22 protein-coding genes are annotated in these 24,980 nt (G+C 66.7%); 13 read left to right on the top strand and 9 right to left on the bottom strand.

Going from position 1 to position 24,980, the window contains the following annotated elements:
- Nucleotides 1-135 precede the first annotated feature (135 nt).
- Genes cobN through ABIA65_RS27480 form a run of 8 tightly spaced genes read left to right on the top strand, consistent with a single transcriptional unit; the run spans nucleotide 136 to nucleotide 9,716 of the window.
- Complete coding sequence (gene cobN / locus ABIA65_RS27515; RefSeq protein WP_241404850.1) at nucleotides 136-3,723, top strand: cobaltochelatase subunit CobN; 3,588 nt, start codon at nucleotides 136-138, stop codon at nucleotides 3,721-3,723.
- On the top strand, nucleotides 3,720-4,235 hold the full coding sequence (locus ABIA65_RS27510) for a GNAT family N-acetyltransferase (protein WP_241404851.1): 516 nt from the start codon (nucleotides 3,720-3,722) through the stop codon (nucleotides 4,233-4,235). The genes cobN and ABIA65_RS27510 overlap by 4 nt, the downstream gene beginning before the upstream one ends.
- A 49-nt stretch (nucleotides 4,236-4,284) precedes the next feature.
- A complete protein-coding gene (locus ABIA65_RS27505) occupies nucleotides 4,285-4,668 on the top strand; it encodes a PPOX class F420-dependent oxidoreductase (protein ID WP_241404852.1) in 384 nt (127 codons plus the stop codon).
- Nucleotides 4,669-4,670: 2 nt separating this feature from the next.
- Nucleotides 4,671-5,075: a PPOX class F420-dependent oxidoreductase gene (locus tag ABIA65_RS27500; protein WP_354525540.1), complete on the top strand. Its 405-nt coding sequence runs from the start codon at nucleotides 4,671-4,673 to the stop codon at nucleotides 5,073-5,075.
- Between the two features lie 34 nt (nucleotides 5,076-5,109).
- Nucleotides 5,110-5,622, top strand: a complete 513-nt coding sequence (locus ABIA65_RS27495) for an FxsA family protein (protein WP_241404854.1) — start codon at nucleotides 5,110-5,112, stop codon at nucleotides 5,620-5,622.
- The gene (locus ABIA65_RS27490; RefSeq protein WP_354525539.1) at nucleotides 5,619-7,232 is read left to right on the top strand and encodes an amidohydrolase; all 1,614 of its coding nucleotides are present in this window, start codon (nucleotides 5,619-5,621) and stop codon (nucleotides 7,230-7,232) included. Before ABIA65_RS27495 ends, ABIA65_RS27490 begins: the two co-directional genes overlap by 4 nt.
- Nucleotides 7,225-8,958: an apolipoprotein N-acyltransferase gene (gene lnt / locus ABIA65_RS27485; RefSeq protein WP_354525538.1), complete on the top strand. Its 1,734-nt coding sequence runs from the start codon at nucleotides 7,225-7,227 to the stop codon at nucleotides 8,956-8,958. The genes ABIA65_RS27490 and lnt overlap by 8 nt, the downstream gene beginning before the upstream one ends.
- Nucleotides 8,955-9,716 (top strand): polyprenol monophosphomannose synthase, encoded by a 762-nt coding sequence (locus ABIA65_RS27480; RefSeq protein ID WP_241404857.1) that lies wholly within the window; start codon nucleotides 8,955-8,957, stop codon nucleotides 9,714-9,716. The genes lnt and ABIA65_RS27480 overlap by 4 nt, the downstream gene beginning before the upstream one ends.
- A 25-nt stretch (nucleotides 9,717-9,741) precedes the next feature.
- On the opposite strand, the gene ABIA65_RS27475 is transcribed toward ABIA65_RS27480, so the two are convergent.
- The gene (locus ABIA65_RS27475) at nucleotides 9,742-10,086 is read right to left on the bottom strand and encodes an RNA polymerase-binding protein RbpA (protein ID WP_241404858.1); all 345 of its coding nucleotides are present in this window, start codon (nucleotides 10,084-10,086) and stop codon (nucleotides 9,742-9,744) included.
- Between the two features lie 143 nt (nucleotides 10,087-10,229).
- Here ABIA65_RS27475 and ABIA65_RS27470 point away from each other — a divergent pair, with 143 nt between their 5' ends.
- Nucleotides 10,230-10,577, top strand: a complete 348-nt coding sequence (locus ABIA65_RS27470) for a hypothetical protein (protein WP_241405615.1) — start codon at nucleotides 10,230-10,232, stop codon at nucleotides 10,575-10,577.
- Between the two features lie 29 nt (nucleotides 10,578-10,606).
- Here ABIA65_RS27470 and ABIA65_RS27465 read toward each other — a convergent pair whose 3' ends face one another.
- The 7 genes from ABIA65_RS27465 to speB all read right to left on the bottom strand — a co-directional run bounded on the left by ABIA65_RS27465 (nucleotide 10,607) and on the right by speB (nucleotide 17,692).
- The gene (locus ABIA65_RS27465; RefSeq protein ID WP_354525537.1) at nucleotides 10,607-11,455 is read right to left on the bottom strand and encodes an NAD-dependent epimerase/dehydratase family protein; all 849 of its coding nucleotides are present in this window, start codon (nucleotides 11,453-11,455) and stop codon (nucleotides 10,607-10,609) included.
- 55 nt (nucleotides 11,456-11,510) lie between these two features.
- A complete protein-coding gene (locus ABIA65_RS27460) occupies nucleotides 11,511-12,962 on the bottom strand; it encodes an APC family permease (RefSeq protein ID WP_241404860.1) in 1,452 nt (483 codons plus the stop codon).
- A gap of 67 nt (nucleotides 12,963-13,029) precedes the next feature.
- Nucleotides 13,030-13,614 (bottom strand): SDR family oxidoreductase, encoded by a 585-nt coding sequence (locus ABIA65_RS27455; protein ID WP_354525536.1) that lies wholly within the window; start codon nucleotides 13,612-13,614, stop codon nucleotides 13,030-13,032.
- Nucleotides 13,611-14,309: an SDR family NAD(P)-dependent oxidoreductase gene (locus ABIA65_RS27450; protein ID WP_354525535.1), complete on the bottom strand. Its 699-nt coding sequence runs from the start codon at nucleotides 14,307-14,309 to the stop codon at nucleotides 13,611-13,613. Before ABIA65_RS27450 ends, ABIA65_RS27455 begins: the two co-directional genes overlap by 4 nt.
- The gene (locus ABIA65_RS27445) at nucleotides 14,302-15,078 is read right to left on the bottom strand and encodes a creatininase (RefSeq protein WP_241404863.1); all 777 of its coding nucleotides are present in this window, start codon (nucleotides 15,076-15,078) and stop codon (nucleotides 14,302-14,304) included. Before ABIA65_RS27445 ends, ABIA65_RS27450 begins: the two co-directional genes overlap by 8 nt.
- A 50-nt stretch (nucleotides 15,079-15,128) precedes the next feature.
- Nucleotides 15,129-16,742 carry a thiamine pyrophosphate-binding protein gene (locus ABIA65_RS27440; protein WP_354525534.1) on the bottom strand — a complete coding sequence of 538 codons (1,614 nt, stop codon included), beginning with the start codon at nucleotides 16,740-16,742 and terminating at the stop codon, nucleotides 15,129-15,131.
- Nucleotides 16,739-17,692: an agmatinase gene (gene speB / locus ABIA65_RS27435; RefSeq protein ID WP_354525533.1), complete on the bottom strand. Its 954-nt coding sequence runs from the start codon at nucleotides 17,690-17,692 to the stop codon at nucleotides 16,739-16,741. The genes ABIA65_RS27440 and speB overlap by 4 nt, the downstream gene beginning before the upstream one ends.
- 237 nt (nucleotides 17,693-17,929) lie before the next feature.
- Here speB and ABIA65_RS27430 point away from each other — a divergent pair, with 237 nt between their 5' ends.
- Entirely contained in the window at nucleotides 17,930-18,823 is an 894-nt protein-coding gene (locus ABIA65_RS27430) for an Lrp/AsnC family transcriptional regulator (protein ID WP_354525532.1), read from the top strand.
- Nucleotides 18,824-18,996: 173 nt separating this feature from the next.
- A complete protein-coding gene (gene lysA, locus ABIA65_RS27425) occupies nucleotides 18,997-20,304 on the top strand; it encodes a diaminopimelate decarboxylase (protein WP_354525531.1) in 1,308 nt (435 codons plus the stop codon).
- Between the two features lie 19 nt (nucleotides 20,305-20,323).
- On the opposite strand, the gene ABIA65_RS27420 is transcribed toward lysA, so the two are convergent.
- Nucleotides 20,324-21,994 (bottom strand): PucR family transcriptional regulator, encoded by a 1,671-nt coding sequence (locus tag ABIA65_RS27420; RefSeq protein WP_354525530.1) that lies wholly within the window; start codon nucleotides 21,992-21,994, stop codon nucleotides 20,324-20,326.
- 443 nt (nucleotides 21,995-22,437) lie between these two features.
- Here ABIA65_RS27420 and ABIA65_RS27415 point away from each other — a divergent pair, with 443 nt between their 5' ends.
- On the top strand, nucleotides 22,438-23,994 hold the full coding sequence (locus ABIA65_RS27415) for an ABC transporter substrate-binding protein (protein WP_354525529.1): 1,557 nt from the start codon (nucleotides 22,438-22,440) through the stop codon (nucleotides 23,992-23,994).
- A gap of 47 nt (nucleotides 23,995-24,041) precedes the next feature.
- The gene (locus ABIA65_RS27410) at nucleotides 24,042-24,980 is read left to right on the top strand and encodes an ABC transporter permease (protein ID WP_241404870.1); all 939 of its coding nucleotides are present in this window, start codon (nucleotides 24,042-24,044) and stop codon (nucleotides 24,978-24,980) included.

The raw sequence follows: 24,980 nt of genomic DNA, 5'->3' as shown, positions 1-24,980 counted from the left end.
GGCCTGCCGTACCGGGACACCTGGCACAGCCGCTGGGGCAACGACCACCGCTGAGGCCTGCCCGCCCGGCGTGATAGGCGGATCACCGTGATCGGTGGCTGCCCAGGCGCCGGGCGACATGGGTAACAATGGTGCGTGCCTGAATCGCCTAGCGCTCCGACCATCCTGCTGCTGTCGACCTCGGACACAGACCTCATCGCGGCCCGGGCCGGTGACGCCGGCTACCGCTGGGCCAACCCGTCGCGACTGATCGACGGTGAACTCGCCGAGTTGCTGGACGGCGCAGACGCGGTCGTGATCCGCATCCTCGGTGGATACCGCGCCTGGGAGGACGGTATCGACCAGGTCGTCGCCGCGGGGCTGCCCACTGTCGTGATCAGCGGCGAGCAGACGCCCGACGCGGATCTGATGAGCCACTCGACGGTGCCCGCGGGCGTCGCGCTCCAGACGCACGTCTACTTTGCCCAGGGCGGCGTGGAGAACCTCCGCCAGCTGCACGCCTTCCTGTCGGACACCCTGCTGATGACCGGCTTCGGCTTCGCGCCACCGGTGGCGACCCCGACGTGGGGCGTACTGGAGCGCACCGCCGGCGTCGATGTGGCGGGGCCCCGCGTCGCCGTCCTCTACTACCGCGCGCAGCACCTGGCGGGTAACACCGAGTATGTCGAGGCGCTGTGCCAGGCCATCGAGGGCGCCGGTGGTAGCCCGGTACCGGTGTACTGCGCGTCGCTGCGTACCGCCGAACCCGCGCTGCTGGAACTGCTCGGCACGGTCGACGCGATGGTGACGACCGTGCTTGCCGCGGGAGGCGCCACGCCTGCCAGCGTCGGCGCAGGCGGATCCGACGACAGCTGGGACGTCGCGCATCTGGCCGCACTCGGCATCCCGATCCTTCAGGGTCTGTGCCTGACCAGCTCGCGGGCCCAGTGGGATGACAACGACGATGGAATGAGCCCGCTGGATGTCGCCACCCAGGTGGCGGTTCCCGAGTTCGACGGGCGGATCATCACGGTTCCGTTCTCGTTCAAGGAGATCGACGACGAGGGCCTGATCTCCTATGTCGCCGATCCCGAACGGTGCGCGCGGGTGGCCGGACTGGCCGTGCGGCACGCCCGGCTGCGTCACATCGCGCCCGCCGACAAGCGGGTCGCCATCGTGTTCTCGGCCTACCCCACCAAGCACGCCCGGATCGGCAATGCCGTCGGACTGGACACCCCGGCCAGCGCTGTTGCGCTGTTGCGGGCCATGCGCGAAGTGGGATACCAGATAGGCGACGTGCCGGGTGTCGACGCCGGCGACGGTGACGCCCTCGTGCACGAGCTGATCGCACGCGGCGGGCAGGATCCCGCCTGGCTCACCGACCAGCAGCTGACGGGCAACCCGATCAGGGTGTCGGCAGCCGACTACCGGGCGTGGTTCGCCACCCTGCCGACAGGCTTCACCGACGCCGTCACCAAGCACTGGGGTCCGGCCCCGGGTGAGCTGTTCGTCGACCGCAGCCGTGACCCCGACGGTGAGATCGTCATCGCCGCAATGCAATCGGGCAATATCGTGATCCTGGTCCAGCCGCCGCGCGGCTTCGGCGAGAACCCGGTGGCGATCTACCACGACCCCGACCTGCCGCCGAGTCACCACTATCTGGCTGCCTACCACTGGATCTCAGCGGAGTTCGGCGCCGACGTGATGGTGCACCTGGGCAAGCACGGCAACCTCGAGTGGCTGCCGGGTAAGACACTGGGCATGTCGGCGGGCTGCGGCACGGACGCGGCGCTGGGCGACCTGCCGCTGGTGTACCCGTTCCTCGTCAACGACCCGGGCGAGGGCACCCAGGCCAAGCGCCGTGCGCACGCCGTGTTGGTGGACCACCTGATTCCGCCGATGGCGCGCGCCGAGAGCTACGGCGACATCGCACGTCTCGAGCAGCTGCTCGACGAGCACTCCAACATCGCGTCGCTGGATCCCGGCAAGCTGCCCGCGATCCGTCAGCAGATCTGGACGCTCATGCGTGCCGCGAAGATGGACCACGATCTGGGCCTGGCGGACCGCCCCGACGAGGACGCGTTCGACGACATGCTGCTGCACGTCGACGGCTGGCTGTGCGAGATCAAGGACGTCCAGATCCGGGACGGCCTGCACGTGCTGGGTCAGGCACCCGCCGACGACGTCGAACTCGACCTGGTGCTGGCCATCCTGCGCGCCCGCCAACTGTTCGGTGGTGAGCAGCACGTGCCGGGCCTGCGTGAGGCGCTGGGTCTGGCCGAGGACGGCCACGACGACCGGGCATCGGTCGACGCGGCCGAGGGCAAGGCGCGCGAACTGGTGGCCGCGCTGCAGGAAAGCGGCTGGGATGCAGCGGCGGTCGACGGAATCACCGCGGATCCGGTGGTGGCCAGTGTGCTGCGCTTCGCCGCGGACGAGGTGGTGCCGCGGCTGCGGGGCACGTCGCGTGAGATCGACCAGATCCTGCTGGCCCTCGATGGTGGGTTCATCGCCTCGGGCCCGTCCGGCTCGCCGCTGCGCGGCCTGGTCAACGTGCTGCCCACCGGCCGGAACTTCTACTCGGTGGACCCCAAGGCGGTGCCGTCCCGGCTGGCCTGGGAAACCGGTGTGGCGCTTGCTGATTCACTGCTCGAGCGATACCGCGGCGATCACGGTGAATGGCCCCGATCGGTCGGGCTCTCGGTGTGGGGGACCTCGGCGATGCGCACCTCCGGCGATGACATCGCCGAAGTCCTTGCGCTGCTCGGTGTTCGGCCGGTGTGGGATGAGGCGTCCCGCCGCGTCGTCTCACTCGAGCCGATCGATCTCGGGGAGCTGGGCCGGCCGCGCATCGACGTGACAGTCCGGATCTCCGGCTTCTTCCGCGACGCGTTCCCGCACGTCGTCACGATGCTCGACGACGCGGTCAGCCTCGTCGCCGGACTCGATGAGGCCGACGAGGACAACTACGTGCGCGCCCACAGCCGGGTCGACCTCGCCGAGCACGGCGACCAGCGGCGCGCGACGACACGGATCTTCGGATCGAAGCCCGGTACCTACGGCGCCGGGCTACTGCAGCTCATCGACAGCAGGAACTGGCGCGACGACGCCGACCTGGCGCAGGTGTACACGGCGTGGGGCGGTTTCGCCTACGGCCGCGGCCTCGACGGTGCCCCGGCATCCGAGGACATGGAGACCGCGTACCGCCGCATCGCCGTCGCGGCCAAGAACACCGACACCCGCGAGCACGACATCGCCGACTCCGACGACTACTTCCAGTACCACGGCGGCATGGTGGCCACGGTCCGGGCGCTGACCGGACGCGACCCGGCGGCCTACATCGGGGACAACACCCGACCGGACTCGGTGCGCACCCGCACACTGTCGGAGGAGACCACCCGAGTGTTCCGGGCCAGGGTGGTCAACCCGCGGTGGATGGCCGCCATGCGCAGGCACGGCTACAAGGGCGCATTCGAGATGGCCGCCACGGTTGACTACCTGTTCGGCTACGACGCCACCGCCGGCGTGATGGCCGACTGGATGTATGAACGACTGGCCGGTGAGTACGTGCTGGACGATGAGAACCGCAAGTTCATGAACGAGTCCAACCCGTGGGCGCTGCACGGTATGGCCGAGCGGTTGCTCGAGGCCGCGGGCCGGGGCATGTGGGCCGAACCGGAGCAGGCGACTCTCGACGGGCTGCGCCAGGTGCTGTTGGAGACCGAGGGCGACCTCGAGGGATGACTACGCATCCGCACTGGCTCACCCGTCCGGAGACCGACGCCGATATAGCGTCTGTTCGGCGGATAAATCTCGCGGCCTTCGAGACGGCCGAGGAAGCCGATCTCGTCGACACACTCCGCACGGATCCCGCTTGGATTGACGGACTTTCGATGGTGTCCACAACCGACGTCGGTGAGCCCGCTGGTTACGCGCTTCTCACACGGTGCCATATCGGCGACGTAGCGGCGCTGTGCCTGGGGCCGTGCGCGGTGCCTCCCGAGCATCAGCGAGCTGGAGCGGGATCTGCCGCCATCCGCGCGGCCCTCGACGCGGCAAGGCAGCGGAATGAACGCTTCGTGACCGTCCTGGGGCACCCCGACTACTACCCGAGATTTGGATTTACGCGGGCCTCCACGCACGGGGTCAGGATGCGCGATGAGGTTCCCGATGCCGCGCTCATGGTGCTGGCCCTCGACGGGAGCGAGATTCCCGCGGGCACCATCCGTTACGCCGTGCCGTTTGGGGACATCTGACGCAACGTCCAGGTTCGGCGGGCTGAGTCGGGCAGATAGATTGGGCACCATGACCGTCACCTTCTCCGACGTCGCCAAGGCCGAGTACATCCTGCTGACCACGTTCACCAAGGACGGCCGGCCGAAGCCGACGGCCATCTGGGCCGTGCCGTCGGGCGACGGGCTGGTCGCGATCACCCAGGAGCAGTCGTGGAAGGTCAAGCGCATCCGCAACACCCCGCGGGTGACGATCGCCGTGTGCGACCGTGCCGGCAAACCGAAGGGTGAGGCGGTGGAGGCCACCGCGGCCGTCCTGGACAAATCGGTCAATGGCGCCACCTACGACGCCATCGGCAAGCGCTACGGGCTCATCGGTAAGACGTTCAACTTCTTCTCGAAGCTGCGCGGTGGAATGCAGAAGAATGTGACCATCGAGCTGAAGCCGGCTGTCTGAACATGGCCCCGAAATTCCCGGACGTCTACCGCGAGAAGTACCTGCTGCTGACGACTTTCACCAAGGACGGCAGGGCCAAGCCGACCGCGGTGTGGGGTGTGCCCGACGGCGGCAAGCTGGTGATCAGCACCGACGCCGGCTCGTGGAAGACCAAGCGCATCAACAACACACCGCGCGTCACGATCCAGAAGTGCGGTGTCCTCGGCAAGCCCAAGGGGGAACCCGTCGAGGCGGTGGCCCGCAACCTCCCGGCATCCGAGACTCGCCGCGTGTTCAACATGGTGACCAAGCGCTATTGGTGGCATGCGTGGTGGTGGGTGCCCCAGGCGCGGCTGCGCGGCGGTGTCGACAAGGTGCATGCTGCGATCGAGGTGGAGGCCGTGCCATCACGCCCCGGCACAGGCTAGGAACCCGACCGCCCGAGCATTCGTTGAACAGGACATGGCTATGAGGCTCTTTCTGGTGTACGTCCTCGTCGAACTGGCGGTGGTCGTCTGGCTTGCCTCCACGATCGGCTTCGGCTGGACGATCCTCCTGCTGGTCGGGACGTTCGCCGTCGGTCTGGCGCTGGCCGGCTCCCAGTTGAAGCGGCAGATCCAGCGGCTGCAGTCGGGGCTGGTGTCCCCACAGGGCGCGGTCACCGATGGCGCCCTCGTCGCGATCGGCACCGTCCTGACGGTCATCCCCGGCCTGGTCACCTCGGCGTTGGGTCTGTTACTGCTCGCGCCGCCGACTCGTGTCCTGGCGCGTCCGGCGGTCGCCGCGCTGGCCGCGCGTCGTCTGGGCCGCATGCCACTCATCGTCACCACCGCGGGCCAGACCGGGTTTAGGGCAGGTCCGAACGGATTCCCGCCGGCCCGCGGGGACTACATCGACGGTGAGGTGATCGACGTCACCGATTCGGAGCAGGATTCGGCGCAGAGCACCTTGCCACAGCCCCCTCGACCGATTTGACGACGCTACTGATCAATGGCCGGATCCACAGCCCGGCCATGCCAGACGCGACTGCCATGGCGGTCAGCGACGGACCGGACGCAGTGGTGCGATGGTTGGGATCGGACACCGTCGGGCGGGCGCAGTTTCCCGACGCCGAGGTGATTGACCTCGATGGCGCCTTCGTGGCACCGGCGTTCGTCGACAGCCACGTGCACGTGACCGCCACCGGCTTGTCCGTCGACGGTCTCGATCTACGTGGTGCCACATCACTCGACCACCTGCTGCGGATGGTCGCCGAACACGCGGGGCGTCATCCCGACGGGCCCATCTGGGGGCACGGCTGGGATGAGACGACATGGCCGCGGCCGGTTCCGCCGACCACGGCCGATCTCGATGCGTTACTCGGTGACCGGCCCGCATACCTGGCACGCGTCGACGTGCACTCCGCTGTGGCGTCCACGGCGCTGCGGAGGTTGACCGCCGACCTCGAGGCGGAGCCGGGCTGGGCGGCCCAGGAGCCGCTGACCGCCGCGGCACACCACCGGGTCCGCGCGGTCGCACGCTCGCTGCTGACCCCGGATCAACTGCGCACCGCCCGCCTATCCGCTCTGGACCTGGCCGCGCGGTCCGGCATTGTCGCCGTGCACGAATGTGCCGGGCCCGAGATCGGTGGGCTCGACGACTGGCTCGCGGTACGCGCGCTCGACCATGGCGTCGACGTTGTGGGCTATTGGGGTGAGGCCGTCGCCTCCGCCGACGCAGCCCGGGAGCTGATTGCGACCACCGGGGCGGCCGGTCTGGCCGGTGACCTGTTCATCGACGGCGCACTGGGCTCACACACTGCCTGGCTGAGCTCGCCGTACGAGGACGCGTCCGACACATGCGGCAACGCCTATCTCACTCCCGAGGCGGTCGAGGCGCACCTCGCGGCGTGCACCGCCGCCGGGGTGCCCGCGGGGTTCCACGTCATCGGCGACGCCGCCGTCGCGACGGTGGTGGACGCCATGGATCGTGTCGTCGCCCAGTTCGGCGCGCCTGCGGTCGCCCGGTGCGGCCACCGGCTCGAACATCTCGAGATGGTCGACGCCGATCAGGCCGCCCGGCTCGGCGCATGCGGTGTCATCGCCAGCATGCAGCCCAACTTCGACGCACTCTGGGGCGGTCGGGATGGTATGTACGGGCAGCGTCTCGGGGCGGATCGGGCCGCAGGGCTCAATCCACTCGCGTTGCTTGCGGCCAAGGGCGTGCCACTCGCCTTCGGCTCGGATGCGCCTGTGACCAGCATCGAACCCTGGGGGACGGTGCGTGCGGCGATACATCACCGGACCAAGGGCAGCGCCATCTCGGCCCGTGCCGCGTTCTCGGCGGCGACCAGGGGAGCCTGGCGGGCGGCGGGGGTGCGGGACGGTGTCACCGGCACCCTGGTGCCCGGGGCGCCTGCCTCATACGCGGTGTGGGAGATCTCCGGCGGACCCGAGCGTCTCGAGGTCGCGGCCCCCACCGACACGGTGCAGCGCTGGTCCACCGAGCCGGGTTCACGGGTGCCTGCGTTGCCAAGGCTCGACCCGGCCGACCCATTGCCGCGGTGCCTGCGGACGGTGCATCGGGGCCGAGTCCTCCATGAGTGACCACCCCAAGACCGAGCCGGTCGAGACCGAGCCCGGCACAGCCGAACCCGAAAACACCGACGATCAGGGGTCGCGAGTCCGCGCGCTGGCATCGCGCGTATCGAGGCGGGTGTGGATCGCGTTGCAGCCACGGTTGGTGCGGCTGACCCTGTCGATCGCGGCGGGCCTGCTCCTGTGCCTGGCCTTCCCGCCGTTCGGGTGGTGGTATCTGGCGTTGCTCGCCATGGCGCTGCTGGCCTGGGTGCTGACCCGGCCGGAGACCACCAGGGCCGGGGGCCTCGGATACGGCTTCCTGTTCGGGCTGGCCTTCTACCTACCCCTGTTGCCGTGGATCAGCGGACTTGTCGGCGCAATGCCGTGGGTGATGCTCGCGGTATTGCAGGCGCTCTTCGCCGCAGTGTTCGGGCTGCTCGCGGTGACCGTGCGGCGACTACCGGGCTGGCCCCTCTGGTTCGCCGGGGTCTGGATGCTGGCGGAGTGGCTGAAGTCTGTCGTGCCCTTTGGTGGATTCCCTTGGGGTGCAGTCGGGTTCAGTCAGACAGACAGCCCGCTGCTGGTCGTCGCGCACTTCGGTGGTGCGCCGCTGGTGTCCTTCGTGACGGTGCTGACCGGCTTCGCTCTCGCGGCGCTCGTGATGGAGTGCGTGCAGTGGTGGCAACGGACCGACACCTCGGCAGGACCGCCTGCCGTCGTCGTGCCGGGTGTGTGCATCGTGGTGGTCCTGTTGATCGTCGCGCTGTCCGGGCCGCATGTCCGTCAGTCCGGTGTCGGCGCCGGTGACGAGCAGCCCGTCACGGTGGCCGCGATCCAGGGCAACGTGCCCCGGCTTGGTCTGGAGTTCAACGCCCAACGGCGCGCGGTACTGGACAACCACGTCAACGAGACCATGCGCCTGGCTGACGACGTCCGCGCAGGCCGGGCGCCCGCGCCCGCCGTGGTGATCTGGCCGGAGAACTCCTCGGACATCGACCCCCTGGCCAACCAGGACGCCGCCGAGCAGATCTCGATGGCCGCCGAGGCCATCCGTGCCCCAATCCTGGTCGGCGCGGTGATCGCGGCTCCCGGATACAGCCGGAGTGATCCTGCGGCGCTCAACACGGCGATCGTCTGGGACGGCGTCGACGGCCCCGGCGAGCGGCACGACAAGAAGATCGTGCAGCCGTTCGGCGAGTACCTGCCGTGGCGCAGCTTCTTCTCCAAGCTGTCCTCCTTCGCCGACCGGGCGGGCTACTTCGTTCCCGGCGACGGCAACGGCGTGGTGCACGCGGCGGGCATCCCGATCGGCGTCACCACCTGCTGGGAGGTCATCTTCGACCGAGCGGCCCGCGAGTCGGTACTCGCGGGGGCGCAGTTCCTGGCGGTGCCGGCCAACAACGCGACGTTCAACGAGGCGATGAGTTCACAGCAGTTGGCCTTCGCGCGCCTGCGGGCCGTCGAGCACGACCGGTACGTCGTGGTCGCCGGCACCACCGGAATCAGCGCAATAATCGCGCCGGACGGTCGTGAACTGGCGCGGACCGCGTTCTTCGAGCCGGCCTATCTGGACAGCCAGATCCGTTTGAAATCAAACATCACGCCCGCCACGCGCTGGGCGCCGGTGGTGCAGGCCCTGCTGGTCAGTCTCGGTGTTGGGGCTGTCATCGCTGGGATGCTGCACAATGGAGGTTTCGTGCGTCGTCGCCAACCGGCGACCGCAGCTAAGGGCAACGGCGAAGGAGTGTCATGACGATGGGTGGCGAACGCCCGAGTCAGCGCACGCTGGTCATCATTCCGACCTACAACGAGCGCGAGAATCTGCCGTTGATCCTGGGCCGGGTACATAAGGCACGCCCCGACGTGCACGTCCTCATCGTCGATGACGGTAGCCCCGACGGCACGGGTGAGCTGGCCAACGAACTGGCCCTGGCCGATCCGGATCGTGTCCATGTCATGCATCGGGCGGGCAAGGGCGGCCTCGGGGCCGCCTACGTCGCGGGCTTCGGCTGGGGTCTCGGCCGCGGCTACTCCGTACTGGTCGAGATGGACGCAGACGGCTCACACGCGCCCGAGGAGCTGTACCGGCTGCTCGATGCCGTTGATAAGGGAGCGGACCTCGCGATCGGCTCGCGCTACGTTCCCGGCGGCACAGTCCGGAACTGGCCCCGGCGCCGGATGCTGCTGTCGCGCACGGCCAACGGCTACTCAAGGATTCTGCTGGGCGTCGATGTTCACGACATCACGGCGGGTTACCGCGCGTACCGTCGCGAGGTCCTCGAGAAGATCGATCTGGCAGCCGTCGACTCCAAGGGCTACTGCTTCCAGGTCGATCTGACCTGGCGCACCATCAGCGCCGGTTTCGTGGTCGTCGAAGTGCCGATCACGTTCACCGAACGTGAACTCGGGGTGTCCAAGATGAGTGGGTCCAACATCCGCGAGGCGATCTTCAGGATCGCCCAGTGGGGCATTCGCGGGCGCTTCGATCGCGCCCGCGGCGTCGTGCGCTAGCGCACGACGCCGTGCAGGGCGTGGGTCAGCTGCCGCTGCCGCGGCGACGCGTCTTGATGATGTCCATGCGCTCCTTGAGCAGTTCGTCGAGTTCCTCCAACGAACGACGCTCGAGCAGCATGTCCCAGTGCGTACGCGGCGGCTTGACCTTCTTCTGCTCGGGCACGTCACCATCGATGAGGGTGCCTTCCAAGCCGTTCTTGCACGGCCAGGTGCCGGGGATCTCGGCATCGTCGGCGAAGGGGACCTCGAACTCCTCACCGTTGTCGGTGCGGTAGCGGGCGACCTGACGGGGCGCCAAGTCGTGGTTGCGGTCCGTCTCGTAGCTCACGGCTCCAAGGCGGCTGCCCCTCAATACACGATCAGCCATCGTCAACACCTCTCGTCATACGTTTTTCGTCCGGAAGAGTCAACGCGACACAGTTGCGCGAAGTTCCCGACCCAACTGTCCATGATACCGGGATACTCGCCGAACTCGGTTTAGAGTCATGTCCCGTGACAGTGGGCACGGGGATGGGCGCCGGGACGGGAACTGGCAGGCGCAATCGCCTGCAGCCCTGCCGATGGTGCGGCCGGGAGGTCGCCGACGCCGGAATCGGCCGCCGCAGGCAGTACTGCAGGCAGTCGTGCCGTCAGCGGGCCTACGAGCAGCGCGCCCTGGTGAAGGGCACGTCGCTACCGCCTGACGCCGTGGTGCTCACGGCCGACGAGGCCTCGCAGCTGTCCGATCGTGTGTTCCAGGTGCGATGCGCCGCCGAGGACGTCGCGACCGCGGTACAAGAGGGAGCGCAGAGCCACGAACTGCGCGAGCTGTGCGAGGCGCTGTTGCAGGCGGCCAAGGACGCCGACGGCTGGCGTTAGTCCTCGCGAGTGCCGGTCCGCCCTGGGCGTCAGGCGCCGCCGATCAGGGTGGTGCGCAGTTCCGCGCGTGTGATGCGCGGCGCCCAGTTCAGTGCCTGCCGTATCGCCGTCGTGTCGAACGCGCTCGCGCGCGGGTCGGCACGGTAGCGCTCGGCGTCGACGGTGGCCGGTAGCTCGCCGAGAGACTCCGACAGGAACTCCAGCGTGTCCCTCGGTGACAGGGTGTCGTCCGCAGCGACGAGGTAGGGACCGAACCCCGGCGAGGCGGCGTCCAACGCCGCGAGAAAGGCCTCACCGCAGTCCGTGGCGCAGATGTACTCACCCAGGAAGATCTCGCCGTCGGGATCGAGCAGCGTCTCCAGGTTGTCGGCCGTCACGACGGTGCACGGCCGAAGGCAGACGACGTCGAGTGAATTGCCGTCGACGAACGAGCGGGCCATGGTCTCCGCTGCGGCTTTGCTCACGCTGTATGGCTCGACGGGGGAGACGGCATGCTCCTCGGAGATGGGCAGGAATAGCGGTTTCCAGTTGTCGCGCATCTCGTGCAGGCCCATTGCCGCGACGCTGGAACACATCACCACACGACGAACGCCGGCTTCCGCACTGGCTTCGAGGACATTCCACGTTCCCAGCGCATTAACCCGGATGGTGTCCTCGGCGCGCGTGTGGAAGTCGTAGTCCACGCCGGCCAAATGGATGACGGCGTCCGCGCCCTCGAACGCACGTCGCAACGACTCGGGGTCGAGCACGTCGACGACGACGCGGCCGTCGTCGATCGTGGCCGGCCGGTCGGCCACGATCACCTCGTGGCGGCGCATCACGGCTGAGCACACGTACCGGCCCAGTCTGCCGGCGCCACCGGTCACCACAACTCTCACTTCGCTAACCCTCCATCGATCCTGACCGTGCCCGCCCTGCCCTTCACCCGTCGAGTCATGACGGCTCCATGGCTGGAGGTGCGGCTGACTCTGAGGTTTGGACCTTCTCGAATTCCTCGCTGCGGGTGAGCCATTCGGTGTCACCGCGCAGTGATCGAATGACGAGTATCGCGATGCCCAGGATGAACCAGGCGATGACGACCGGGAGTGCCCAGTTCAGTGGCGCCGCGGGGATCGGATTGAGCGACATGTAGGAGACCGCGACGAGCGCCACGGAGCCGATGATTGGGATGGCGCCGTGTTTGACGATGTTGAACTCCGACAGCGCCCGGGTGCGGTACAACCGCCACACCGCGAAATTGGCCAGCACGTAGACGAAGTTGAGTGCGAACACGAACATCAGGCCCGTGAACGGGAACACCTCTGACAGACCAACCGTTCCGACGAGAAGGAACCCGACGACGACGTTCAGGACGGTTTGCAGCACGACAGCGTTGCCGGGGGTTCGGTTGCGGTTGAGGCGTCCGAGGATTGCGGGCAGAGTTCCGGTGCGTCCCATCTCGTAGAAGATGCGAATCGATGCGTTCATACATGCCAGGCATGCGCCGATGATGGCGGTGATCATGGCTATGGGGGCCAGGATCCAGGCGGCGCCCCAGTGCCGTTCGGCCAGCACGAAGATCGGTGGAATATCCGAATCCGCCATCGTGGCAAGCTGATTCGTACCCCACCCGGTGATCTCACCCCATGTGGTGATGACGACGAAGATGCCCATGATGACGATCGATCCGAGCACGGCTCTTGGCACGTTCTTCAACGGGTTCGAGGTCTCCTCGCCCAGGGTCGCCGCGTTGTCCCAGCCGGTGAGGTTGTAGATGCTGAAGATGAATCCCAGGAAGAAGGCGCCCATCCCCGGGCTGTTGTCGCCCCATATCCACGAAATGCTGGTCCCGCCGTCACCAGGTACGAAGAGGCACCACACACACAGCGTCAACATGATGAGGATCTCGGCGAGGCCGAGGACCACCACGACCCCCACTGCCATCTCCACCCCGCGAATCGCCAGCAGGGCCACGACTGCGATCAGCACGACCATCGGTAGCCACCAGGGGATGTCAATCCCGTAGTTCGCCAACAGAATCTGGTGCATCGTGGATCCGAGAAGGGTGGTCAGCATCGCCGTGGCGACGGGATAGAACAGTAGGTACACCCAACTGACCATGAATGCTGAGCGCGGCCCGATGAGTTGGCGTGTGAAGGACCCGTAGGACCCAGCAGAGCGAAGATGGCGTGTCAGTTGCGCCAGCGAGTAGCCCAACAGGTAGGACACCACGGCGGCGAGGAAGACAGCCAACGGGCTGAGGTAGCCCGAGGTCACGGCCAGGAATGGCACGGAGAAGATGACGCTGACTGCCGGCGACATCGTGGTGATCGACTGCATGATCGCTCCCGGAAGCGTGACGGCGCCCGCGCGCAGTCCCTCCGGTGGTGCTGTGGCATTGTCCACGGTCGTACTCCTTGGGTGGTTCGGTCGATTGCAGATGGAGCCGGATAGAGCAGTTGCGGTGAGACGTTCAGATCCGCGCACGGACGGTCGAGTTGTTGCACGCGACGATCTGACCGGTCAGATGTTCAAGTTCGGGATCGGCGAGGAAGGCGACGAGTTCGGCGACCTTGGTTCCATATCCCTCGACGCTGAGGCTGGCGAGAAGATCCGTCTGGACGGCGACCGCGTTGACCGACACGCCTCTCGGACTGAATTCCCTCGCAAGCGATTTCGTCATGGCGATGGCCGCGCCTCCGAGCGCGGACTCGATGGATCGACCTGCCTCACCGCAGACCCCGGCATCATTGGCGACCAACACGACCCGACCGCCACCGTTCTCGACCATGCCGTGAACGCGCTGGAGCCGTTCGAATGCCGACGCCAGGGTCCTCTCGACCGCATCCCACCACGCCGAGTGGTCGCTATCGAGAAACCTCGTGACCTCCTGCGCCGGTGGCATCACGCCGACGATGAGAACGCGCGGAGCGATGCGTGCAGGGGTGCCGAACGGCTGTGACGAGCAATGCAGCCCCACGTTCGTGAGAGCGGCACTGACGGATACCGTCAGGTCCTCTGGCAGAAGGGCCAACTCGGCTTCGGTGGTCGTGGTCACAGCACACTCCCTGCATTCGGCGAAATGACTTGCCCAGACACCTCGGCGTGACCGCCCAACAGAAATGCGACGGTGCGGGCGATCTCAACGGGTCGTACCAACCCACGTGATGGCAGGGTCGACAGATAGGCCTCGGTGCGCCATACCGTGCCTGCGCCGATCATGGCGGTATCCGTTGGTCCCGGCGCGACGCTGTTCACGCCGATGCCATCAGGAGCGAACTCGACTGCCAGCGCACGCGTGAGGCCAAGCAGTGCACCCTTTGCGGCCACGTAGTGCAACGCGTCGTCCCCGCCGGCGAGGGCCAGCTCGGACGATATCGACACAATCTGGCCGCCGCCGCGCTCGCGCATCAGAGGGGCCGCCAGCCGGCACCACCAACCGAACGCGCGCAGGTGGGTGCGCAGCATCGAAGTCAATGCGACGCTGCTGATCTGGGCCAGCGGGATCTCCTCGACGTACCCGGCGGCGCTGACCAAGCCGACGACCGGTCCCAGCTCGTCACACACCTTGGCGAACGCTCCTCGCATACCGTCGAGGTCCATGACATCGACGCGCACGTCGAGATCGACATCGGGCGATGGGGAGCGATCCAGGCCGGCCACAAGCCAGCCCTGGCGGCGAAGTTCCCGCGTTGTCGCGGCGCCGATCCCTCCTGCGCTCCCGGTGACGAGAGCGACCCGGCGATCAGACATCGGCATTGCCTCCGAATTCCTTGCGGAGGGCGGCAGACATCTCGGCCACCGCAACCTCGAACATCGCCCGGCCAAGCTCGGCGGAGCTTCCTGACGCCGTCCGCAGCACCCCCGACGGATCCACCATCCCTGCCGGTTCTGGAAGGACGGTGTACGGAGGTGCCGACACCGTGGCGGTGTCGGGCGAGATCAACTGCGGCCGGACTCGTTCGGCGTCGAGATGCCACACGAGTGACGTCTCGACCACGCCGGCGTGCTCAGCCTCCCAGCCGGGAAACATGCCGTCGAAGATCTCGTCCAGTTGGTGTGCGCTGATCTGCTCCCACCAGTTCAGGACAACCACCTTGGCCTGCGCACCGCGTTCCAGGGCGAGGTTGACTCCCTCGACGATGAACAGCGTGTTCTCGTAGTGCCCGTTGATCAACGCGATGCGTGACAACCCGTGGCGTGCCCATCCGTAGACGATGTCGGAGACGATGGCGCTGAGAGTGGCTCCCCGCAGGCTCACCGTCCCGGGAAACAGTTCGCCGCCACCACTGGCCGGCTGCGAGCGGTAGCCGTAGTTGAATCCGGGCAGGACCACGCCTCCGATCTGATCGGCCAAGGCCTCCGAGAATTTGATGGCGAGGAAGGTGTCGGTGTCCAAACCCATATGGGGGCCGTGCTGCTCGATTGCGCCGACGGGGATGAGTCCGACGTCACGCCCGACCCGTTGTGCAATGTCTGGTCCACTGAGGAGGCCAGCAGATGTTGTGAGCGGATGAGTCACTGGTATCGCCTTAGAGTTTGGGGACGGGGGATGGGGAGCGCTGAGAACTCCTAGAGATGGGTGGGGTCGAACATTCTCAGCAGGGCTGGCAGCACCACCACTGCCGGGCCGGTCGTGGTGAAGGTCTCAGCCACGACGCGGCCGACGTCGGCAAGTGATGCGGGATACGCGGGGATGCCGAAACTGGCTGCCAGCGAAACGAAGTCCGGTCGGGAGAGCTCGGTGGCGGTGGCCTGACCGAATGCGTCGGTCATGTACTCGCGAAGGATCCCGTAGCCGCCGTCGTCGACGATCAGCCACGTGACGTCCGCGTCGTGTTGCCGCGCGGTGGCAAGTTCGGCGATGGAGTACATGGCACCACCGTCGCCGGACACCGCGAACGTCCGCCGTCCCGATCCGATCGCCGCTGCCACAGCAGCGGGGAAGGCGAAGCCGAGCCCGCCGGAGCCCTGTGCCGAGTGGAACTCGCCCTCGACGGGATCCCAGGCCGACCACGCCCAGTAGCCGGCAATGGTCATGTCCCAGAATGTGTGTGCGGTCGACGGGACCGCGGCGCGCAGGTCGCGCATCAACGTCAACTCGGTGGCGACGTCCTGGCCGGCGAGCCTGTCCTCGACCGCCTCACGCAATCCGGCGGCGACCTGCCCGCCGTGGGACGGTTCGCGCGGTGACACGCGTTCGGCGATGGCGCGCAGTGCCAGCGCTGCATCGGCATGGACGGCGAGCGCCGGATGGTTCGCCTGCAGGACGCGGGCCTCGGCGTCGACGTGGATCAGCCTGCCCTTCGGGGCGAACGTGAAGTAGTTGCTGGTCACCTCGCCCATCGCCGTGCCGACCGCCAGCAGCACGTCGGCGTTCTCCAGCAGGTCGGTGGTGTGGCGGTCCTCGATCCACGACGCGGCCGATAGCGGATGGTCGAACGCGATGGCGCCCTTACCTCCGACGGTCGAGACCACCGGTGCGTCAAGTCTTTCCGCGAGCGTCACCAGAGCCTCGTGACCACCCGCCGATCTGCGGACCCCGCCGCCGGCCAGGATGACGGGCCGGTGTGCACCGTCGAGTAGTCGGGCCGCGGCCTCGATCACCTCGACGCGCGGCGCCCGGCCACTGGAAGCAGCGGCGACCGACGTCACCGGCGGCATATCGGCCGACTCGAGGAGCACGTCCTGCGGGATCTCCACCCAGGTCGGCCCTGCCGGCGCGGACTGTGCGGTTGCCCACGCGTCAGCGATCAGGCTCGGGATGTCGGCGGCCCGTCGAACCACGGCGGTGCTCTTGGTGACGTTGACGGCGCTGCGCTGCTGGTCATCGAGCTGATGCAGCATGCCGCGGCGCAACCCGAGCCCGGAGCGTGGCACCTGACTGGTGATCACCAGCAGCGGGACGCACGTGGCGTACGCCTCCTGCAGGGCGCCGAGTGCGGTCAGCGCCCCCGGTCCCGTCGACAGGAACAGGACACCGACTTCGCCAGTGGCCCTGGCGTATCCGTCGGCACCGAACGCCGAGTTGTTCTCCACCCGCGAGCTGACGAACGTCAGGTCACTGCGCCGGATCGCATCGAATAGGCCAAGGGCGTGCTGGCCGGGGATGCCGAAGACATGCGAAACACCTAGTGCGGTCAGGGTTTCGACGACGACGTCGCCACCGTTTCTCGGCCGGCTCATTGATCGGCCTTGTGGCGCATCGCGAGCAGGGACACCAGATCGTAGGCGACGTGTGCGGCCGCCACACCCGTGATCTCGGCGTGGTCATAGGCGGGGGCGACCTCGACGACGTCGGCGCCGACGAGATTGAGGCCGGCGAATCCGCGCAGGATCTCGAGTAGTTCGCGGCTGGACATGCCACCTGGCTCCGGCGTGCCGGTACCTGGGGCGGCGGCTGGGTCCAGGACGTCGATGTCGACCGATATGTAGACGGGACGATTCCCGAGGCGCTGACGCAGCTTGTCGATGACTTCCCGCGCCCCCTGGTAGTAGACGTCGGCCGACGTGACGATGCCGAACCCGAAGCGGCGGTCGTCCTCAAGGTCCTTCTTGCCGTAGAGCGGACCGCGGGTGCCAACGTGGCTCAGGGCCTCGGTGTCGAGGATGCCCTCCTCGACCGCGCGGCGGAACGGCGTGCCGTGGGTGTACTCGGCACCGAAGTAGGTGTCCCAGGTGTCCAGGTGAGCGTCGAAGTGCACCAGCGCGACGGGGCCGTGCTTCGCGGCGGCGGCCCGGAGTAGCGGTAGGGCGATGGTGTGATCGCCGCCGATGGTGACCAGGCTCGTATCGCCGCGGGTCAGATCGATCGCGGCGGCTTCGATGGTCTCGATCGCCTCGTGAATGTTGAAGGGGTTCACCGCGATATCTCCGGCGTCGGCCACCTGGGCGATCTCGAACGGCGACACGTCCAGCGCCGGGTTGTACGGCCGCAGGAGGCGTGAGGACTCGCGAACATGGGTGGGCCCGAACCGTGCACCTGGCCGGTAGGACACCCCGGAGTCGAACGGCACACCGACCACCACGACGTCGGCCTTGCCCACGTCGTCGAGGCGCGGCAGGCGGGCGAATGACGCAGGCCCGGCGAACCGCGGGGTCACTGATGCGTCGATCGGGCCGATGGGGGTGGTCATGCGAAGGCCTCCGCGGGCTTGGTGTGGTGTCGAAGTCGTGCTGTGATCCGGGCCACTGTAAGTCGACTCACGCACCCGCGCAATCACTTCGATCGCCGCATCGATGTCGATAATCACGATATGACGGAGATTGACGGAGAATCCGGCATGATGGGCGTCAATTGCTGCTTTAGGTGTCCGATATGACGCGTCGGGCGGGTGGAAAATTCTTCTACGAGATTTCGAGGATGGAGAGCGATGGACCAGGTCGACGAGGCGATCGTGGAACTGTTGGAGGTCGACGGGCGCTTGACTCACCCGGAGATCGCCCGCGCGGTCGGGCTGTCCCGGTCCGCGGCCGCGGTGCGCGTGCAACGACTCATCGCCAGCGGCCAGGTGATCGTGCGCGGTGTCGTCCACCCCGCGGTGATCGGACGCGGCGTGCTGGCCTACGTCGGGCTGACGGTCGACGGACCGGCGATGCGCATCGCCGCCGCGGTCGCCGACCGTGACGACGTTCCCTTTCTGTCGTTGACGAGTGGTTTGCACGGCCTGGTCGCCGAGCTGCGCGCGGCCTCGATGCGCGATATCGACAGGGCAGTCGGCCAACTACGCGGCCTCGAGGGTGTCGTCGGCGTCGACACGCTCACCTACGTCGAGGTGGTCAGAGACGTGGTGGGCCCCGTCGGGGACGTCGCCACCGACGTCGATGACGTCGACCTCGCACTGCTTCGGGCATTGCAGGAGGACGGCCGCGCCTCTTACGTCGACCTCGCCAGGGTCGTTGGGCTGTCCTCGGCGGGTGCGCGGAGACGCGTCGTTCGGCTCGTCGACGCGCAGGTGGTCCGCATCGGCGCCGTCGTCCGCCATTCGGGTCAGGACCGGCAGAGCGCCATGGGATTCGGCATCCGCCTCACCGGTGACCACCACGACGTCGTGGCCGCATTGACCGCCATGCCATCGGTGATCTTCGTGGCCCGCACCCTTGGCCGGTTCGATGTCCTTGTGACCGTGCGCGCCTTCTCCGCGGCCCAACTCGTCGAGCTACTCGACACGGTGCGCGCCATGCCAGGCGTGAGCGCGCTGGAGAGCTGGGTGCACCTCGAGGTGGTCAAGGAGAGCTACGCCTCGGTGTTGGACTCCGCCGGCTGACGATTTCACCGCAGCGCGATACCCGGGCATCGATCGTGGCGATATCCGAGCCGCAACGAGAATCTTCAACGCTTTCTCCAAAGACCCTGGTGGCGAGGCTGACTACCGTCACTGCTGCACGGTGTTGCCGACAGGCGGGCCACTGCGCGACACCACGTGGATGGGAGAAATGGATGCTCGGTCCGGTAAATGGCGGCCGTCTTGAGGAGGGCATGCCGGCGCTCACGGGCAGCACATACGAGCCCGTCCTCCCGGTGAACTCGGCGATCTCCGATCAAGGCGAGCTGCTCGTCGCAGGGTGTGCTGTCAGCGATCTGGCCCGGGAGTTCGGCACGCCCCTGTATGTGTTCGACGAGCAGGGGATTCGCGATCAGGCGCGGGCGTATCGAACTGGTCTCGCCGAACTGTGGCCCAATTCGGCAGTCGCATACGCCTCGAAGGCCTTTCCGTGCGTTGCGATGTACCGGCTGGCGGCCGAGGAGGGCCTGAGAGTCGACGTTGCCGGCGGGGGCGAACTGCACCTGGCGCTGCGAGGTGGCGTCGATCCCGAGCACATCTACATGCATGGCAACGCCAAGACCGACGCTGAACTCGGCATGGCGCTTAGGGCTGGTGTCGGCACGATCGTCATCGACAACCAGGACGATATCGATCGGTTGGAGCGTCTGGTCGAGCGTGAGCAGCGGGTGCTGTTGCGTGTCATCCCCGACGTCTCACCCGTCACCCACGAGTCGCAATCCACGGGCGGCGCACGGTCGAAGTTCGGGCTGCCCCATGATCAGGCGATGCGTGCAATCGAACGAATCGAGCGCTCACCCAAGCTGAACTTCCAGGGAGTGCATCTGCACATCGGTTCCCAAATCCTGTCCACCGCACCGTTTGCGGAGTCGGTTGGCGCTCTGTCCGCGTACGGCAGCTATCCCGTATACGACCTCGGTGGCGGCCTCGGCGTCCAGTACACACGCGACGAACCCGCGCCCAGCGTCTCCGACTACCTCCGCACACTCGTGGATGCTGCCAAGACCTATCTGCCACACGATTCGCAGCTACTGATCGAGCCGGGCCGTGCACTGGTCGCCCGCGCGGGCATCACGCTGTACCGAGTGACCACGGTCAAGTCCACGATGAAGACCTTCGTGGCCGTGGACGGCGGTATGTCCGATCACCTCGATGCGGCGCTCACCGACCAGCGCTACGAGGCGATCGTCGCCAACCGCATGCTCGACCGCTTCGACGTGCAGGCGGATGTGGTCGGGCGTCAATGCGAGTCCGGTGATCTGCTAGTGGGCGACGCAATGCTCAACAACCCTCGGCGCGACGACATTCTGGCGATCTTGGCCACCGGTGCATACAGCTACACATTCGCCAACAACTACAACGGCGCACTCAAACCGGCCATCGTGTTCTGCCGCGATGGTGATGCGCGATTGGTCACGCGACGCGAGACCTACGAGGACCTCGCGCGGACACACCTCGCATGAACCTCATCGAGATCACCAGCTAGGAGGAGGCGGAGCGTCCGCCCGGTTCCTGCTGCCCACTCGCCATCGAATCGGGTTGCAGGAGCAACGCCCGATGGTTGGCGATGGCACCCCGAAGCTCCAGCCAGAAGGCAAGCCTGCGCTCGGGTGTCTCGAGTGCGATGTCGAACAGTTCGTGGGCGCGTTGCAGGCGATAGCGCACGGTGTTCTCGTGAAGACCGAGATGTCGCGCCGTAGCCGGAATGTGTGTGAAGTTGTCCAACCAACTCGACAGTGTCAGTGCATATTCCGTATTGTCCCGGCGATCGTTGGCGAGGATCTCCCGGATCGCTGGGTCGGCGAGACGTGGATGGCCGGCAATGGCCGTCGTCAGCTTCGACAGCAGCACCTGCGCTCGGACGTCAGACACCGTCGCGGTTGTCGAGGGCATGTTCGGGCCAGCGATGCAGTTGAGCACCTCGTCGACCTCGAGTCTCTGCTCTCGCACTTGGTCTGCCGAGCAGGTTGGCGCACTCACTCCTGCATACGCGCGTTGACCGACGGTTTGGCCGATGAACTGAAGAACCCGTTCAGCGGCAGAACGCATCTCGACAATGTCGCTTCCGGGAACGAGTGCATAGACGGTGTTGTCGATGACTGCCGTCGTCGTGGCCGAGCGGTACGGGGCGAAGTGTCGCGCGACGACACTCCGAATCTGGTGCGTGCCGACCGACGACGGAAGATTCGGTCCCACGCTGAACCCCACCAGGGTGGATTCTTCTGCCTCGACGGAGAACAGGTCGGCCAAGCCCTCGCTGCCAGGCTGGATCCCCAGCAGCAGTCCTCGCAGCATGGAATCTCGCCGCCGGCGGTCCACGGGGTCGTTGTCTCGCCGTTGGATGAGCTGAAACGCCGCCTGATCGCCGCCCTGGCGCAGCATCTCGACCTGCGTGGAGGTGAGCGGCACGTCCGGGCAGGGATCGATCACCCAGATGGTTCCCAGCTGCATGTCGCCCGCGGTGACGGCGATGGCGATTCGGGCGAGTTCATCGCCGACCTGTGGGAAGCGGCATGGCTCGTGCGATCTGGCGACCCTCCGGTACTGCTCGTCGTTGCGGTCGGACGGTGGGACGTACCGCTCCAGGATTCCTGCGGTACGTAGCGGATCGATGAGTTGACCGGGGGTCGATGAATAGGCAATGACCCGGCGATCCAAATCCTCGATCGCCACGGACCCGCCGAAGGAGCCCGCGATGGTGTCCGCGAGCGCGGATAACTCGGCGCTGTCATCGGCATACGGCAGCCTCTCGCCAAGTCCGTGCACCGTCATTGCCGCGGACACTGCAGCGTTGAAGTGCCGCCACGACAGCCCGCTGTCCACCACCAGCAGCGCGATATCCGATTCGTTCGCCACGTCGACATAGCCGGCGGTGTTCGCGGAGGCCGATACCGCGATGGCGGCGCACCTGGAGTCGCGCGCCCGCGTCGCGATCGTCGTGAAGGCGCCCGGGGGCAAGCCGTCCGCCGACAACAGGCACAGGACGATTCCGCGCTCCGCAGGCAACGAGCGCGCCGAGTCAAAGAACTCGACACCGGTAACCTCGACGTCGACGCCCCCCGGCGCGGCCGCGATGTCAACGAGATCCTGCCCGATCGCACCCACCACCTCTTGCAGGGTGAGAGCACGGGTCGAGCGCGGTGTCAGGTCCATCAGTGGTTCCTCAATGGTGAATACCGTCTGCCGGCGGCGCCGTCAGCGCTTCGTGGATACCTACGAAGTCAGAGGCTAGTCCGGAGAGGCGAAGTCCGAACGACGACGCAGCACTGGCCTCAGCCTGCACGCCGCCGATGCGCAACTATTGCTGTTCAACGCATCCTACTTCGGTGATCGGAGTGGGGCGCGCGAATGATCCAGCCAATCAGTCGAGCCTCGCGCCGACGTCGAGAGTGCGAGAGACCTTGTTGCTTTCCATGAAGCGCCGCGAGGGTTTTCGGGGTTTCCCCTCAAGACACCGTCGCCCTTCGGTGACTAACTTCATGTGAGCCAGCGCACGTTCTTCCCAGCCCTCGGTCGAGCGGAGCCCGGGAAGCGCGGGTCGGCCATTGCCGGAAGTCCGTCTTGGAGATGACTTAGTGATCAATCGTGGAGGAAGCGTGCCAAGTTCATTTACGGGATTGCGGCGGAAACTGATCGCCGTCGCTGTGCCGGGGCTGATGTTCGTCACGCTCGCCTGCTCGGGGTCGTCGACGAATTCAACCGCGCGGGACGACTCCGGCGAGCCGCAACGCGGCGGGACCGCCACCATCGCCGTCATAGACCCGATCGACACGTGGAACCCACAGCTGGCGCTGGTCCAGTCGAGCTATCAGGTGTACCCGCAGGTGTATGCCTCTCTGCTCCGCACGCCCGCCGATGGAACCACCGTCCAACCGGGGCTCGCCGCCACACACGCATACGATCCGGCAGCCAAGACGCTCACCTTCACGCTCGACCCCGCCGCCAAGTTCAGCGACGGCACACCGGTGACCTCTGCCGACGTCAAGTTCTCATTCGGGGTGTGGCGGGCAGGTGAACTGTTCGGCAGCTACTTCGAGTCGGTTCGCGATGTCACGACCCCGGATCCGCACACAGTGGTGTTCGAGATGTCAGAGCCCGACGTGACGCTCGTCGACATATTGGCAACGTCGAACGCGGCGATCTTCCCGAACAACTTTGGCGGCCGGACCGCCGACGAGTACTGGAAGCGACCGATTGCGGCCGGCCCGTTCAAGATCGACGACGAGATTCCCGGCCAGTCGATCTCATTGTCGCGCAACCCCTTCTACTACCGTGCGGAGCTGCCCCGCCTGGACAAGCTCGACTACAAGGTTGTCGCCGATCAGAATCAGCAACTGCTGCAGTTCCAGAGCGGTGCCATCGACATCGTCAACGAGGTGGATCCCGCGCAGATAGCGCAGTACCCCGCGGGCTCAACCGTGTCGAGCCCGTCGTCGGGCACTAGCGTGCTGATGGCTCAGACCAAGGCCGCCCCGCTCGACAATGCAGACCTCCGTCGCGCGATCACGCTGGCCATCAAGCACGACGAGTTGATCGCAGGCGGCTACGCCGGTGAGGCAGAGCAGGCGAAGACTCTTCTGCCACAGGCCGTTCCAGGCATCCAACCGTGCCCGGGGTGTGACTGGTCGAAACACGATCTGGACCTGGCCAAGCAGCTGGTCGAAAAGTCCGGCTACCGCGGCGAGAAACTTGAGGTGATAGTCCCGTCGTCCTCGGCCAGCGAGGTCCTCGCTGCCCAGGCGCTCGAACCGATGCTCGCCGAGGCCGGTATCAAGATCTCGGTCAACGCGTTGCCGACCAGCACCGTCATCGATCGACTGGAGAAGGCCGACTACCAGCTGGGCCTGCTGACCGCCAGCGCGAACGCGCCCAGTCCGCTCGACCCACTGGGACTGATCGCGTCGACCAACTTCCTCTACACACAGTTCGACACCGCTTCCGCTGACACCGCGATCGAGGCATTGCGGCAGGCCGAGAATGACGAGCAGGTCTCCGCGGCGACAGAGGCATTCGAGAAGCAGGCCTTCGGCAGTGTCGCCGCCGTTCCGCTGGCACAACCCAACGTTGTCTACGCGGTATCGAAGGACCTGCACGGCTTCGCCCCGGCGCCGTACCGGCTGTACCCGGCCGACGAGTTCTGGGTGAGCCAGTGATGCGGCCAGTGATGTGTGGCGACGGCGGCCCGAAAGCGATCTGACACGTGCGCATCCTTCGGATGTTCCTGAGCCGCGCGGGTCAACTGCTGGTAGTCCTGTTGGCGGTCACGCTCGTGGTGTTCATCCTCACGCAGGTTGCACCCGGTGACGCCGCCCGACTCCGGCTGGGACCCCGCGCCTCTCAAGAGGCCGTCGACGAGTTGAGGCACCAACTCGGCCTCGATCAGAGCCTGCTGGCGCAGTACTTCAGCTACCTGCTGCGAGTCCTCCGAGGAGATCTCGGAGTATCGATCGATGGGCAACAGGTGACGAGTATCGTGGCGCAGCGGTTCGCTGACACCGCGTGGTTGGTGACGGGCACCGTGGTGGCGTCGGTTCTCTCGGCGCTGGCACTGGCGTGGCTGGCGGCGATGTACCGCGATCGGATTCTCGATCACACGCTTCGGCTGGGCATGCTGTTGGTGCTCTTTCTTCCGTCGTTCTGGGTGGGCTTCCTGCTCATCCGCTTCGTGGCGATGCCGACCGGGTGGTTTCCAGTGGCCGGTCTCGGCGACAACCCCCAGGAACTGTTCCGAGCGCTCATCCTGCCGTCAATCACGGGCGCCATTGCGTTGGCACCGGTGCTGGTGCGAAGCCTGCGGTCGAGTCTTGTCGACGTGTTGGACTCGGAATATGTCGCTGTGGCAAGATCATTGGGCATCTCTGGTCCCACACTGGCGCTGCGACACGTCATGCGCAACGCGCTAGGCCCTGTGATCACCCTGCTCGCTCTGAACGTCGGCTACCTCATGTTCGGCGTCGTGGTTCTCGAGGCCACCTTCGACATTCCCGGTCTTGGCAGTGCGCTCGTTCTCGCATCTGCAAAGCAGGACGTCTACGTGGTCCAGGGCGTAACGCTGGTTTTCGCGATCGGCGTCGTCATCGCGACGTTCGTCGGTGAGAGTGCCGTTGCACTCCTCGATCCGAAAGTTGCACAGCCTTGA

Origin of the sequence: Mycolicibacterium sp. 624 (assembly GCF_040548615.1) — a bacterium.
In the GTDB taxonomy this organism is placed as follows: Bacteria; Actinomycetota; Actinomycetes; order Mycobacteriales; family Mycobacteriaceae; genus Mycobacterium.
The sequence above is the reverse complement of the archived record's forward strand: the minus strand, read 5'-3'. Positions and strand labels throughout refer to the sequence as shown.

Excerpts from the sequence above, each read along its gene's own strand:
- ABIA65_RS27440 (WP_354525534.1), bottom strand. The coding sequence starts at position 16,742 with ATGAGCCGGCCGAGAAACGGTGGCGACGTCGTCGTCGAAACCCTGACC.
- ABIA65_RS27450 (WP_354525535.1), bottom strand. The coding sequence starts at position 14,309 with ATGTCTGATCGCCGGGTCGCTCTCGTCACCGGGAGCGCAGGAGGGATC.
- ABIA65_RS27500 (WP_354525540.1), top strand. The coding sequence starts at position 4,671 with ATGGCCCCGAAATTCCCGGACGTCTACCGCGAGAAGTACCTGCTGCTG.
- ABIA65_RS27495 (WP_241404854.1), top strand. The coding sequence starts at position 5,110 with ATGGCTATGAGGCTCTTTCTGGTGTACGTCCTCGTCGAACTGGCGGTG.
- lysA (WP_354525531.1), top strand. The coding sequence starts at position 18,997 with ATGCTCGGTCCGGTAAATGGCGGCCGTCTTGAGGAGGGCATGCCGGCG.
- speB (WP_354525533.1), bottom strand. The coding sequence starts at position 17,692 with ATGACCACCCCCATCGGCCCGATCGACGCATCAGTGACCCCGCGGTTC.
- ABIA65_RS27480 (WP_241404857.1), top strand. The coding sequence starts at position 8,955 with ATGACGATGGGTGGCGAACGCCCGAGTCAGCGCACGCTGGTCATCATT.
- ABIA65_RS27470 (WP_241405615.1), top strand. The coding sequence starts at position 10,230 with ATGGGCGCCGGGACGGGAACTGGCAGGCGCAATCGCCTGCAGCCCTGC.
- ABIA65_RS27430 (WP_354525532.1), top strand. The coding sequence starts at position 17,930 with ATGGACCAGGTCGACGAGGCGATCGTGGAACTGTTGGAGGTCGACGGG.
- ABIA65_RS27475 (WP_241404858.1), bottom strand. The coding sequence starts at position 10,086 with ATGGCTGATCGTGTATTGAGGGGCAGCCGCCTTGGAGCCGTGAGCTAC.
- ABIA65_RS27510 (WP_241404851.1), top strand. The coding sequence starts at position 3,720 with ATGACTACGCATCCGCACTGGCTCACCCGTCCGGAGACCGACGCCGAT.
- ABIA65_RS27505 (WP_241404852.1), top strand. The coding sequence starts at position 4,285 with ATGACCGTCACCTTCTCCGACGTCGCCAAGGCCGAGTACATCCTGCTG.
- lnt (WP_354525538.1), top strand. The coding sequence starts at position 7,225 with ATGAGTGACCACCCCAAGACCGAGCCGGTCGAGACCGAGCCCGGCACA.
- ABIA65_RS27420 (WP_354525530.1), bottom strand. The coding sequence starts at position 21,994 with ATGGACCTGACACCGCGCTCGACCCGTGCTCTCACCCTGCAAGAGGTG.